Origin of the sequence: Barnesiella intestinihominis YIT 11860, from assembly GCF_000296465.1 — a bacterium.
GTDB lineage: Bacteria > Bacteroidota > Bacteroidia > Bacteroidales > Barnesiellaceae > Barnesiella > Barnesiella intestinihominis.
The window spans coordinates 661,468-675,109 of the sequence record NZ_JH815203.1; the positions used below are offsets into that span (position 1 = coordinate 661,468).

Annotated in this window: 11 protein-coding genes; 8 read left to right on the plus strand and 3 right to left on the minus strand. The window is 45.6% G+C overall.

All coding sequences use genetic code 11. The features are described 5' to 3' along the window. Positions 1 to 33 precede the first annotated feature (33 nt). The 3 genes from HMPREF9448_RS02720 (at position 34) to HMPREF9448_RS02730 (ending at position 3,316) form a co-directional block, all read left to right on the plus strand. Positions 34 to 1,218 (plus strand): hypothetical protein, encoded by a 1,185-nt coding sequence (locus HMPREF9448_RS02720; protein WP_008861056.1) that lies wholly within the window; start codon positions 34 to 36, stop codon positions 1,216 to 1,218. 172 nt (positions 1,219 to 1,390) lie between these two features. Further along, on the plus strand, positions 1,391 to 3,007 hold the full coding sequence (locus HMPREF9448_RS02725; protein ID WP_008861057.1) for an ABC-F family ATP-binding cassette domain-containing protein: 1,617 nt from the start codon (positions 1,391 to 1,393) through the stop codon (positions 3,005 to 3,007). A gap of 15 nt (positions 3,008 to 3,022) precedes the next feature. Next, positions 3,023 to 3,316 carry a Dabb family protein gene (locus HMPREF9448_RS02730; protein ID WP_008861058.1) on the plus strand — a complete coding sequence of 98 codons (294 nt, stop codon included), beginning with the start codon at positions 3,023 to 3,025 and terminating at the stop codon, positions 3,314 to 3,316. A 221-nt stretch (positions 3,317 to 3,537) separates the two neighbouring features. Here HMPREF9448_RS02730 and HMPREF9448_RS14890 read toward each other — a convergent pair whose 3' ends face one another. Next, complete coding sequence (locus tag HMPREF9448_RS14890; RefSeq protein WP_262483652.1) at positions 3,538 to 3,669, minus strand: hypothetical protein; 132 nt, start codon at positions 3,667 to 3,669, stop codon at positions 3,538 to 3,540. Between the two features lie 272 nt (positions 3,670 to 3,941). Here HMPREF9448_RS14890 and metA point away from each other — a divergent pair, with 272 nt between their 5' ends. From metA to HMPREF9448_RS02755, 5 genes are all read left to right on the plus strand, one after another. Next, positions 3,942 to 4,859, plus strand: coding sequence for a homoserine O-acetyltransferase MetA (metA, locus tag HMPREF9448_RS02735; protein WP_008861060.1), 918 nt, complete (start codon positions 3,942 to 3,944; stop codon positions 4,857 to 4,859). Further along, the gene (locus HMPREF9448_RS02740; RefSeq protein WP_008861061.1) at positions 4,856 to 6,685 is read left to right on the plus strand and encodes a peptidase U32 family protein; all 1,830 of its coding nucleotides are present in this window, start codon (positions 4,856 to 4,858) and stop codon (positions 6,683 to 6,685) included. The genes metA and HMPREF9448_RS02740 overlap by 4 nt, the downstream gene beginning before the upstream one ends. Positions 6,686 to 6,746: 61 nt before the next feature. After that, a complete protein-coding gene (locus HMPREF9448_RS02745; RefSeq protein ID WP_008861062.1) occupies positions 6,747 to 7,319 on the plus strand; it encodes a Crp/Fnr family transcriptional regulator in 573 nt (190 codons plus the stop codon). Between the two features lie 88 nt (positions 7,320 to 7,407). Further along, positions 7,408 to 9,111 (plus strand): S1 family peptidase, encoded by a 1,704-nt coding sequence (locus tag HMPREF9448_RS02750; RefSeq protein WP_008861063.1) that lies wholly within the window; start codon positions 7,408 to 7,410, stop codon positions 9,109 to 9,111. Between the two features lie 29 nt (positions 9,112 to 9,140). Further along, entirely contained in the window at positions 9,141 to 9,554 is a 414-nt protein-coding gene (locus tag HMPREF9448_RS02755) for a hypothetical protein (protein ID WP_008861064.1), read from the plus strand. 116 nt (positions 9,555 to 9,670) lie between these two features. Here HMPREF9448_RS02755 and HMPREF9448_RS02760 read toward each other — a convergent pair whose 3' ends face one another. After that, positions 9,671 to 10,618 (minus strand): DNA-methyltransferase, encoded by a 948-nt coding sequence (locus HMPREF9448_RS02760; protein WP_008861065.1) that lies wholly within the window; start codon positions 10,616 to 10,618, stop codon positions 9,671 to 9,673. Position 10,619: 1 nt separating this feature from the next. Beyond that, complete coding sequence (locus HMPREF9448_RS02765; RefSeq protein WP_008861066.1) at positions 10,620 to 13,610, minus strand: AAA domain-containing protein; 2,991 nt, start codon at positions 13,608 to 13,610, stop codon at positions 10,620 to 10,622. Positions 13,611 to 13,642 lie beyond the last annotated feature (32 nt).

The window sequence follows — 13,642 nt, forward strand, 5'->3', positions numbered from 1 at the left end:
TGGCTATACCTATTCTACAAATATATAGAAACCATGAGAGTAAAGGCATTTATATTCGTCGTTTTGATTCTACTCGGAGGGAAGATTTTCACCGTCGACGCAACCGAAAAACATACCATAGATATTATTGGTATAGAACTCATCTCACCCTACCGCTGTAATCTCACCATCGGGTTTAAGTCATGGGGCGATCCGTTCTATTCTTTGGATATAAGGTCCCCCGATTTGCCCTACATCACCAACGAAAATATCAACCCGAAAGACTACGAAGATAAAAGCTACATAACATATACCATAACTTCGCTATTTACCGACACTGACTATGAGTTTGTAATAACAAGTTACGGAGAATTTGCAGCAAAGTCGGAAATATTGACTTTCAACTCCCACGATTTTTTAAGTAAAATCCAAGTTAACAACAACGAGATTCCCCGATCGGGCATCGTCTATTACGAACTCAATCGTAAATACCAGTTCGAATGCATCACCGATTTCCCGGCAGAAAACTTCCAATGGAGCTTCGAAATCGCCCAAAAAGAGGGAGGTCCAAAAATCATCGCGACCGGCGAAAGTCCCCAATTCCCAATCGAAATACCCACTGTGGAATATATGGACAAACGGAACGATGACGGTGATGTCATTTGCAATATTTACTGCAAAACCCAATATGGAGGAATAACCTATGAAATCAACTATCCTTTCTTTATCCGCACATACCCCGACCAGCCGAAGATCGATATTCTCGATGTAAAGGTACAGGATGCACAATCTTGCACACTGACTGTGGGATTTCATGCTTGGGATGCAAAAACCTATACGATAAAAATCGTCGACACAAACAGAGATAAGACTTGGGAAGACAACCTCGAAGACAACATCAACAATAGTTATACCACGTACACCTTCGACAAAATATATATCGATACCAACTACGAAATAACGGTATGGGGATTTAACGGTTCCAAAATTTTAATGACCCAAACTCTATATTTCCGTATGAACGACCACATGGGTATCGAGAAAATCGAACAGGACGAATTTATCGAATCGGGAACTATCTTTAACCTGCAAGGACAAATCATCGGCCGATTTACCGAAAACCATCGGGAGATATTCACCGAACTGCAACCCGGTATCTACATCATAAACGGATTGACCTCTACCGGGAAAAAAGTCAACCGTAAAATTATCGCCAAAAGCCCTTCCTCCCCGATATGATATAGAAAAACTATCCTGTCCCGGAATAAACCTCATAAAAAACAGGACTTTTCATATCTCGAAAAAAAGAGCTACCTTTGCCAATCGAAAAAAATAAGAACCGGGCCTCGGCACTATCGAGCGATATTCGTCTCTCTCCCCGTTCCACCCGGTAAACACGAAAAGGTAAAAGATGATAACGGTTAACAATTTAGGTATTCAATTTGGTAAAAGAGTTCTTTTTCAAGAGGTTAATTTAAAGTTTACTCCGGGAAACTGCTATGGCATTATCGGAGCTAACGGAGCCGGCAAATCGACCCTCATGCGTATTTTGAGCAATCAACTCGAACCCTCTCACGGTACTGTGACTCTGGGACCGGGTGAACGCCTTTCTGTATTGAGTCAGGATCACTTTGCGTTCGATGAATTTACCGTCATCAATACCGTGCTGATGGGGCATACCGTTCTATGGGACATCATGCAGGAAAAAGATGCCTTGTACGCCAAACCCGATTTCAGCGATGCGGACGGTATCCGCGCAGCCGAACTCGAAGAGAAGTTCGCCGAGCTCGAAGGTTGGAATGCCGAAAGCGATGCAGCTTCCCTGCTCAGCGGACTGGGTATCAAGGAAAACAAACACTACATGCTCATGAAAGATTTGAGCGGTAAGGAAAAAGTACGGGTATTGTTGGCAAAAGCATTGTTCGGTCACCCGGACAACTTGCTGCTCGACGAGCCGACCAATGACCTCGACCTCGAAACGGTGATGTGGCTCGAAAACTACCTCGCCAACTTCGAAAATACCGTATTGGTCGTTTCGCACGACCGACACTTCCTCGATTCGGTATGTACGCACACCGTAGATATCGACTTCGGCAAAGTACAACTTTTCGCCGGGAATTACAGTTTCTGGTACGAATCCAGCCAGTTGGCTCTGCGTCAACAACAGCAACAAAACAAGAAAGCCGAAGAAAAGCGAAAAGAATTGCTCGAATTTATCCAGAGGTTCAGTGCCAATGTCGCCAAATCGAAACAGACGACCAGCCGTAAAAAGATGCTCGAAAAGCTCAATATCGAAGAGATACAACCTTCTTCCCGCCGATACCCGGGTATCATTTTCACTCCGTCACGGGAGCCGGGTAACAAAATTCTCGAAGTCAAAGGACTCGCAAAATCGATCGAAGGGACTCTGCTTTTCAAAGACGTGAACTTCTCCATCGAAAAAGACGACAAAGTGGCTTTCATCTCTCACGATCCTCGTGCTATGACAGCTCTTTTCGAAATCATCAACGGCGAAGCGAAAGCCGATGCGGGAACCTACGAATGGGGACAAACCATCACCACGGCCTATCTGCCGCTCGATAACAGTTCGTTTTTCAATACGGACATGAATCTGATCGATTGGCTGGCACAATTCTCAGAGGACACCAGCGAGCTGTATCTCAAAGGCTTTCTCGGTCGTATGCTCTTCTCGGGAGAAGAGTTGCTCAAACAGGCATCCGTATTGTCCGGAGGCGAGAAAATGCGTTGTATGATCGCCCGTATGATGTTGAAAAACGCCAACACCATGATACTCGATTCCCCCACCAACCACCTCGACCTCGAATCGATACAGGCTTTCAACAATACACTGCAAGGATTCAAGGGTAATGTGCTACTTTCCTCGCACGACCACGAATTTATACAGACCGTCTGCAATCGTATCATTGAACTGACTCCCGGCGGTATCATCGACAAAATGATGGACTACGACGATTACATCACCGATGAAAAGGTGCAAGCCGCCCGCGAACGACTCTACAATTTATAAAAACATATTTTCGGTATGATAAAACATATTGTAACTTTCAAACTGACCGGCACTCCGGCAGAACGCAAAGAGATAGCGAATAAATTCAAAGATGCTTTGATGGCTCTGCCCCTAACTATCGACGTACTTAAAAGTATAGAAGTGGGCATCAATGAAAACCCGTCCGAAAATTGGGATATCGTACTTACTGCGGTCGTAGAAAAAATGGAAGATGTAGAAACCTACGCAAAACACCCGGCACATGTAGCCGCTGCCGCACTCCTCGCCGGGCATAAAGCCGACAGGGCATGCGTGGATTACACATACTGATAAATTTCTAAGCTATTCTTCTTAACCCCTCTCCTAAGAAACAGTAGTTTCTTAGGTGTTTTCTCTATATCGTTAACGCGACTCCCCGTAAGGCTACGGGACACGGCAAGGGAGAAGGAGATTACTATAAAAAACAAGAGCGAAGACCGTTTAAGATTTTCGCTCTTGATGTATTTTACCAAGCCGTATTCATTTATCACGGCTTGTACTTTCTTCTAAAATCAGGCAACCGCAGCTGCCAATTTTTTTTGTAATAAGGCTGTTAACTCTTGGCACATGGCGCCATTTCCCATTACTCGATACTTCGCTATCTGATACCGAAGCATCTCTACTGTCATTTGTTCTTTCATCATAATTCAGCTTTTTTTGTTTTCCACCCTTTGTGAAAAACGGATTCTTTTTACTCTTTTTACGCTACAAATATAATAACAAATTCGCAATAAATATGTTTTATAACATAAAAAATATATTGCTTTTTTATGAATTATATATTTCCATTCGCTTATTTCAATATTAAAAACAAATCATAAATATCTAACTATCAAAAATTTATTACTATTTCAAGAAAGATTTTCCAAACCGTTCATTTTTTTATAATTTTGTTCGATTAAAATAATAACAAAATATGCCCGTAAAAATACCTTCGTCATTACCGGCAGTCGAAATATTAAAGGCCGAAAATATATTTGTCATGGACGATTTGCGTGCTTCGACACAAGACATTCGTCCATTGAAGTTACTCATATTGAACCTCATGCCTTTAAAAATAGTTACCGAAACCGACCTATTACGCCTCATCTCCAACACGCCTTTACAAATCGAACTCGATTTCATGAGCGTTTCGGGACACATCTCCCGTAATACTCCACTCGAACATATCGATACATTTTATAAAGACTTCGACGAAATACGGGGTCAAAATTACGACGGCATGATTATCACAGGCGCTCCTGTCGAAAAATTACAATTCGAGGAGGTCGATTACTGGAACGAGTTAGTCGAGATTTTCGACTGGGCGCACAAACACGTTACCTCTACTCTCTATATTTGTTGGGCTGCTTTGGCCGGACTGTACCATTTTTACGGAATCCCCAAATACCCGTTGGATAAAAAACTTTTCGGAGTATTCGCCCATCATAAATACGACGAGCGAAATCCTATTTTCAGAGGATTCGACGACTTGTTTTACGTTCCTCACAGCCGATATTCCGAGGTACGCCGAGCCGATATCGAAAAGGATAAATCCCTGACAATCCTTTCCGAATCGGAGGATGCGGGAGTTTATATGGTCATGGCTCGTTGCGGCAGAGAGTTTTTCATCACGGGGCACTCCGAATATTCGGCTCTCACGCTCGACATCGAGTATCGCCGCGATTTGGCGAAAGGCCTCGACATTGCCCTCCCCCGAAATTACTATCCCGACAACAATCCCGATAACAATCCGATCGTCAACTGGCGGGGACATGCCAACCTGCTTTTCACGAATTGGCTGAACTATTTCGTATATCAACAAACGCCCTATAACCTGAACGATATACAATGAAAACCGTACGTCGCATAGAACTATTAGCCCCGGCGAAAAACATCGAAATCGGGCAGCAAGCGATTCTCCACGGCGCCGATGCCGTGTATATCGGCGCGCCTCGCTTCGGGGCACGCTCCACCGCAGGTAACAGCATCGCCGATTTAACCCGACTCATCGACTTCGCCCATCGATTCGATGCCCGGGTGTACATCACATTGAATACCATTTTACGGGACGACGAACTGCGCGACGCCGAACGACTCATTCACGAATTATACAAAATAGAGTCCGATGCACTCATTGTCCAAGACATGGGTATCACCCGGCTCGACATTCCCCCCATAGCTCTGCATGCCAGCACACAAGCCGACAATCGCACACCCGAGAAAGTAAAATTCCTCGAACAATGCGGATTTTCACAAGTCGTACTGGCCCGCGAACTTTCGCTGGGGCAAATCAACGAGATAGCCCGATCGGTACAAGTCCCGCTCGAAGTTTTCGTGCATGGAGCCCTGTGCGTCAGTTACAGCGGACAATGCTATCTTAGCGAAGCGATGTGCGGACGCAGTGCCAACCGGGGCGAATGCGCCCAATACTGCCGGCTTCCCTATACCCTCATAGATGGGAAAGGCAATGTCATCGCCAAAGACAAGCATCTGCTCTCGCTTCGGGACCTCAATCAAAGCGACAGATTGGAGGAGCTTCTCGATGCAGGCGTATCGTCTTTCAAGATAGAGGGACGACTCAAAGACATGGCCTACGTAAAAAACTGTACGGCCTATTACAGGCAGGAACTCGACAAGATTTTCAAACGCCGTCCCGAATACCGTACAGCCTCGACCGGACACTCTTCGATAGAATTTACACCCCGGCTCGAAAAAAGTTTCAACCGAGGATTCACCCACTATTTTTTGGACGGAAGAACGCCCGAACCTATCGCCTCGCCCGACACCCCGAAATCTTTGGGTGAATACGTAGGAAAAGTCAAACAATCCGATAAAAACACATTTACGATCGCCGGACTCACTTCCATACACAACGGAGACGGACTATGCTTCGCCAATAACAAAGGGGAATTCGAGGGTGTACGGGTAAATCGGGCGGAAGGGAACCGAATCTTCCCGGCCTCCCGAATCGAGATAACCCCTCACACGGTTCTGTATCGGAACTTCGACTTCGAGTTTGACAAACGACTCTCCCGCCCTTCCGCCGACAGAAGAATCGATGTAGAGATAACCCTCTATGCCGTTCCCGGAGGATATGCCCTTTACATGAAAGACGAATGCGGCAATCACACGACCATACGGGAAGACGCACCCCACGAAACCGCCCGAACCCCTCAGCAAGAAACTCAAAAGAAACAGCTCGGCAAATTGGGAACGACCGCCTACTCGGCCCTGAAAATAGACATCGACCTGCCCGACAATTTCTTCATACCGGCCTCCGTACTTTCAAAACTCAGGCAAAAAGCGGTCGAATCTCTCGACCGTGTTAGACGCATTGCCTACCGAACCGAGAAACGACAAGAGGAAGACAAAACCGTATGTTATCCCCAGACAGAGCTATCTTACCTCGGCAACGTATCTAACCGACTTGCCGAACAATTCTATCGCGAACACGGGGTTACCCGTATAGACCCGGCCTTCGAAATAAAACCTTCGAGGGGAGTTCCCCTCATGTTCACCCGTCACTGTATTCGTTATATGCTGGGAATATGCAAAAAGACACCCGCCGGCAACAAATTTCCCGACCCCCTCACCCTATTGTATAAAGGACAAAAGCTTCAACTGCATTTCGACTGTACGGCATGTGAAATGACCTTGTACAAAAAAGACATTTTATAGCTCAGTCCTATACATCGTTCAAAAAAGTGGCTATATTTGCAAAACCTTATCATTTCGATACATGACAAAATTCAACACCTATCTCGAAAGTAATGATTTCGACCGATTAAAGCGATTCTTCGAAGAACACGGGGAGCTACAACATTATCGAAAAGGTAATTTTTTTGCAAGACAAGGAGAGTATTCGTCCCAAGCCGCTCTAATCAAAGATGGCACATTCGCCTATACTCACATCGACAATGAAGGAAAGGAACATTACGTGGGGTTTGTCTTCCCCGACGAATTCGTGGCCGATTATACCTCTTTCATGCGACACTCGGCTTCACAGGTGAACATCGTCGCATTGAAACCCTCCACGATATTTTCTGTAAACCGACAAGCATTGCACGATTTCTACAACACCGATATGGAAACCCTACGCTATAACTGCCTCATGGCTGAAAACCTTTACGAAATGGTTTATTCCCGCCTATTGGAAAGTTACTGCAAAACTCCCGAAGAGCGATATCGGAGACTGACAACCCGTTATCCCAAAATAGAACAAGAAATACCGCTGTGTAAAATAGCCTCTTTCTTAAACGTCACCCCCGAAACCATCAGCCATATCCGAAAGAAAATAGTTAAAAATAGTTAATTAAAAAAGGGGGGGTAATTCTTGAATTCATTCAAGAATTTTCTTCTAAATACGTTCTTTTTTTGCAGAATATTTAATACTGCAAAACATGAAAAAGAGAACTTTGCTATTCCTATCGATTCTTGCGACAATCTCCTTTACTTCGACAGCAGAGAACCTACGCGAATCCATAGCGATCGTTCGACCCAATTTCAGTGAAAGTACCCAAACATTCCTTACCGATTTCAGCAAATCGTTACGTAAAGACGGATTCTATGCGGCAGCCGACATTTTGCAAAATTACGGGAAAGGGTCGTTCGGGACCGGATTTGCCTACCGGGATAAACGAGACGGTCGGTTATACATCATCACCAACCGTCATGTGGTAGAACAAGCCGAAACCGTCGATGTCGAATTTTCTTTACCGGACAACAGTTCCAAAACATTCGCGACATGCCCCGTAGTGGGTGTGCACGATGACTTCGATGTCGCTTTCATCGCTCTGCCGGAAGAGGTCAATATTCCCACGCTCGATATAACAGACAAGAGCATAACCGACGGCACACCCGTATTCAGCGCCGGATTCCCCGCATTGGGAGACAAACCCTCTTGGCAGCTGGGGCAAGGAATCGTATCGAATGCCAGTGCCCAAATCAAATCTCTGACCAACGGAAAAGAACTGCCTTTGGTGCAACACACGGCACAAGTCGATGCCGGCAGTTCCGGCGGGCCCTTACTTATAAGAGATGAAAATGCAGCCGCAGGATTTGCCGTGGTAGGAATCAATACGTGGAAAGCATCCGACCGGGAAAATACCAATTTTGCTATTCCGGTACACGCCATCGACGATTTCCTGAAAAATTATTCCACCGATCCGCAATCCCTGCTTACCCGAACAGAAGTCACGAATAGAGCATCGGCCATGCTCAAAGCAGCCCAATCGTCCTATCAGGCAGTCATGCCATTCGTTTCATATCGGTATGTATCGAACATCTCGGCCAACACGTTTTATGATTTGGTCAATGCAGCCTCCGATGCTGCCACAGATGCCATGAAATCGTGCTTCGAGCAAGGGCAACCGTTGGAGGGTATCCGTATAGGATTGTCCGATATTATCTGTCGCCAGTTCTCCGGGAGAAACTATACTTTTTCGACCGTGGCCGCTCTCGATTCCATCGGCAGGACCGCCGAGGCTATATATACCACAGGCAACAAAAACATCTCCACCCGATGGATCATGGAGCAAGGACGCTGGCGGTTGAGCGCTGCGGAAAATATCAAAGCCAGTCGAATCGAGCCTAACGGTATCTCAAAAAGTTACGGATTCGGCACATCGATCTATATAGGGCTCGTTTATCCTTTCAATAATGATGCGTTCGACATGTCGTACAACATAGCGTTCAAACGCACCATACTCACATTCATGACCTACGAAGTCACCGCCTCTCTTCTAAAAGTCAAAACCGAAAAGACAGAATGGGAAGGAGCTAATGAAATCGTAAAGCCCCATTCGCACAATGTCTTCGACCTCGACCTTAATATCGGCGGACAATTACCCGTCAAATGCGGCCCTATCTATCTCGTCCCGTATGCCAAAATTTTGGGCGGGCTTTACTTCGGATCCGATTTAACCGGTATCGATTACGGATTCGGAACCGGTGTGGAAATAGCCTACAAGTTCGGTTATCAAAATTATGTATTCGCCAACATAGGTTATATAGGCAAACGCATGAAGCCCTTCGACGACGAGGAATTTCGCCTCAAATCGAAAACTCTTTCAGGATTGGCGTTCTCGATAGGAATAAGTTTTTAACGAATCACTTTATCCAAAACACATACAATATGAAAAAGATTTTATGGCTATGTCCGCTAATGTTGCTGATGATGGCATTCATCGGCTGCGACGACAAAGAAAAAGACGATGACGAAAGTCTGGGTGGTCAATTATCAGAAACCACATGGGCAGCAGAAGTAAAAAAGTATCCGTTCCTCACCAATTTCCCGGAGTACGACGGTGAATTGGAAAACCACCGCTACGACGATACCTATGGAATATTACAATATATCATAATGGATTACAAATGTGAAGAATCGCTTAAAACCAAATATTGCGCCAAACTGACAGCTGCCGGATTCGTAGACGAAGACGGTTATGGAATTTATAAAAAGACAACCACAGAATACAAATTGGCAGTCAGTATCTCGTACGGAGGAGGCACGTTGGCTCTTAGTTTAAGTGCAGAACCTATCCAATAGAGAAAGAGAAACGCTCTCGATCGCTCTCGAAGCATGCGATAAAAAGTCCGATTGAAAATACCTCAATCGGACTTTTGCTATTTCTATTCCATGAACGAACGACCATCACGAAAAGGTCACCCCATCGCCCCGCTATTTCTCTCCCAAAACACACCGTCCCGGTAGCCCTGAATCGTCTTGTTCCCATCGGCAAGAAGCAGACGCTTCGCCGCCCATAGGCAATACTCTTCGTTAAGCTCTATGCCGCAAAAGTTCCGGTTCAACTTTTTCGCTACGACGGCTGCCGTCCCGCTCCCCATAAAAGGGTCGAAAACAACATCGCCCACCTCCGACGAAGCCAAAATTAATTTGGCATACAACTTCTCCGGCTTTTGTGTAGGATGGTCGGTATTCTCGGGCATAGACCAAAAAGGTATGCTTATATCGTCCCAAAAGTTCGAAGGATAAGTAGAACGAAAATTCCCCTGTTCCGTACACTCCCAGTCTTTCGGTTGTCCGTTCTCCCGATAAGGAGCGATTACCCGGCGTCTCATTTTCACAGCCTCGACATCGAAATAATAATTCTTACGATCCTTCACGGCAAACCAAATATCCTCCATTCCGTTCTTCCAATTATTCCTTGCTCCCCGACCTTTCTCTCTTTGCCAAGTTATTCGGTTAAGGATAGAGAGACCGGCTCTTTCAAGCACAGTTTGCAAAGCCGATGTGGATTTCCAATCGCCACAAAGATAGAGAGAACCGTCCGGCTTCAACTTTTCGCAAACTTTATAAAACCAAGTTTCGAGATAACCGATATAAGCCCCGTTATCCATAGCCTCGAACTTCATGCCATGAAAATCTTTCGTCAGATTATACGGTGGATCGATAATCGCCAAGTCGGCGAAACCGTTCGGGATTCGATCGATAATCGCCAACAAATCGGCATGTATTATTTTATTGAGTACATTTTCTCCCCGCTCGATATCCGATAAAGTCGAGACCAGATCCCTCAACTGTTCCACCTCCTCGCCCGTAACAGACAATGTTCTGTTTCTACCGGCACGTTTCCGTTCTTCCCCTCTCATACTATTCACTCGATATATTTTCCAAATGCGTTATCAAAATCCGGTAAATCGGATTCCGAGACAACAGTCGCGAATTTCCCAAAACGAAAAGCTGACGCCGAGCACGAGTCAACGCAACGTTTAATTTCCGGTCTATCAGTTGTCCCGACTCTTCCGTATAACTCGGCAACCACTCCAATTGCGACTCGTCGTTCACACAGAACGAGTAGATGATGCAATCGTTTTGAGAACCTTGAAACCGCTCCACCGTATCGACACGAATAGCATCGAATGCAGAAATACCGAATTTATCGAGTTCCTGACGGATTCGAGCTATTTGATGCCTGTATGGAGTAATGATTCCCACCGACCGTTCGTCGAACTCCAACCCGTTACGTTCGTACAATCTATACAAAGCATTTACAATGGCTGCGGTTTTGCAAGCCTCCTCATTATTATATTTTTTCCCGGCACAAAGAGTCTTCGTCGGGAAAAAAGCCGTCCTCTTCGTCGCGATTACTCTTTCCCACTTATCATCGCCCATATTCGTAAAAGGCAGTAAAGATATTTGATGGGGGGCATTTCCATCGCGCAACGCCCCTTTATAAAAATAAGTATTGGCAAACGATGCAATATCGGGATGCATTCGCCATTGGCAATCGAGCATATCGGCAAAAGGAGAACCTTCGGGCAATCGCCGGTACAGCCGCTCGAATAACGAAATACGACAATCGACAAACCCGGCCGAACGCAACCGTTCATCGGTGATAACAGACTCTTCCGCAGACTGCACGACAACGGCGGGCAACTGTTTATGGTCTCCTATCAAAATAAATTTACCTATGGCATCCCGTCCCGTAGGTGTCTTGGCAGATAACAGCCCTACGAGTTGAGGTTCCAATATCTGTGAAGCCTCATCGACAATAGCCACATCGAATCGTTTCAGATTAAAAAGCTCCATCTTCCCCGACAAAGAAGACAAGGTAGCCACAAACACGCGGCAAGAGTGTATCGAACGGTTCGCCTCCTCCCTATTCCGACATTGCTTCATGCGCTCGGACAGCAAGTGAGAACGGTATGCGACATCACATGAAAGAGTCTGTCCTACCCGAATATAATCATCGACCTCACCTATCGTTTCCAACTTATCGCAGATTTCATCTACCGCACGGTTGGTAAAAGCCACCAATAAAATCTGGTAATCCGGAATAGCCAAAAACTCCCTCACCATATTCCGCAACGCCACCGAAGTTTTTCCTGTTCCCGGAGGCCCGACCAACAGAAAATAATCCTCGGCTTGCAGAGCTTTTAATAAAATACGGGACAAATCGGGACTGTCATATTCATAGGACAATCGACGAGACATATTTCGGACTGGCGACTCTCCCGCCTCACCAACCAACAAACCTCTGCGATGCGGAGAGGCATCCAACATCGTATATAAACCTTTGTACTGTAACAAAAACGAAGAATCTACATAATCGTGTTCTACCGCATAGCAAGAAGCTATCGGCAATGCCTCGGCATACGATTGGTTATCCCGTAATCTCAACACGACACGGTCGGCTGTCATAGAGGCGATCGTCGCCTTGAAAACTTGTCGGGTAGATACTCTATCGGCATCGGTATCGCACACATAGAACAAAACAATATCACCCAGTCTGAAATCGGGAGACGGCGTATTTCCCGGCAAAATAAATTCGACTTCGGGAATATCTTCCGCCGCACGGTTTCGAACCAACCGTAGTCCTGAGAACATATAGCCTTCCCTCTCTTTTTCGTCCCGAGTCATTCGCCACAAAGAAGCAACGCCGGATATTCCGCTACCCGAAGGATAGCCGATTTTCGACAAATAATGTTCTCGCGAAACAAACGCATAAAACCGATAGAAATATCGCAGAGCCAAATCGTTATCGTCTCGTCGCTCCAATCTCCTGCGGCCGCAGTCTATCTCAGGACGAATATACCGCTCGGTAAACAGACTGGGTCGGGGAATGAGGTTATCGGCGGTCAGCCGACTTACCAACCATTCAGCCTGGACATATCCATATCGAGATATATCCCGTTCGACAGACACAATTTTATTCCTCAAATTCAAAAGTTTCTGCAATTCCCTCGTCGATGTTTTCACCGGACGCAAGCAACCTTCCGGGTTCAAATTTCGAGAATATAACAAATAGAAATGCTGGTTTTCCAATTTTATACCAAGTACACCTTGTATCATCGACTGATACAAAGCACACTGAGCCCGATGTGGAAACGACACTTTCGACAAATCGTTTTCGGGATAAGGTGGGCGGCCGGCTTTCAACTCAATACCACAGAGGCCGTTTTCCACTTGTAAAAAATCGAGACGGCCCTGCAATCCCAAAGCCTCACAGATAAAAGAAGGTTCGACCATCGCTTTTCGGCGGTCTATTCCCAAAGCAGAAAAATCCGTACTCAGAATACGTTTCAATGTCTCGAATTGACTGTGGAGATTCTGAAAAAATCTTCTATCTACCGACTTTGCCGAGACAAATTCTATCGGGTAACGAGCAAAAATTTTCGGCATTAAGGAATCGAAAGTTACACTCCGAAAATCTTTCGACGTTATCAGTTCATCAAAAATCAAATTAACGGCATTACCCAACAAAATAGAATCCGTTATCGTCTTGGGACGTATACGATTCCAAAAATAACGTTGCCAACACGATCCATATTCCTGCACACACTCGGCTAACGCACTGGCATCGACCAAATAATCGGGTTCCAATATAAGAAAACGAGGGAGCAATCCGCCATCGACTATAATAACGTCTACCAAATTCAATTTAGAACCGGGTTCCAACAAGCACAAGGTTTCGTCGAATTCACTATTCACCCTGTCCCGATGAATCCACACCGGCATTTCCCCGAGTAAAGAGGGAGCCGCAACACGAACCCGCAATTCATTTTCTCCCGCACAGATTACCTCTGCGGTAATACGACGAAACGAATCGTGTGTATCCTCCTTTACTTCCGAGCTGTGCATCTCCTCCTTTATTCTTCTATATAATATTACCG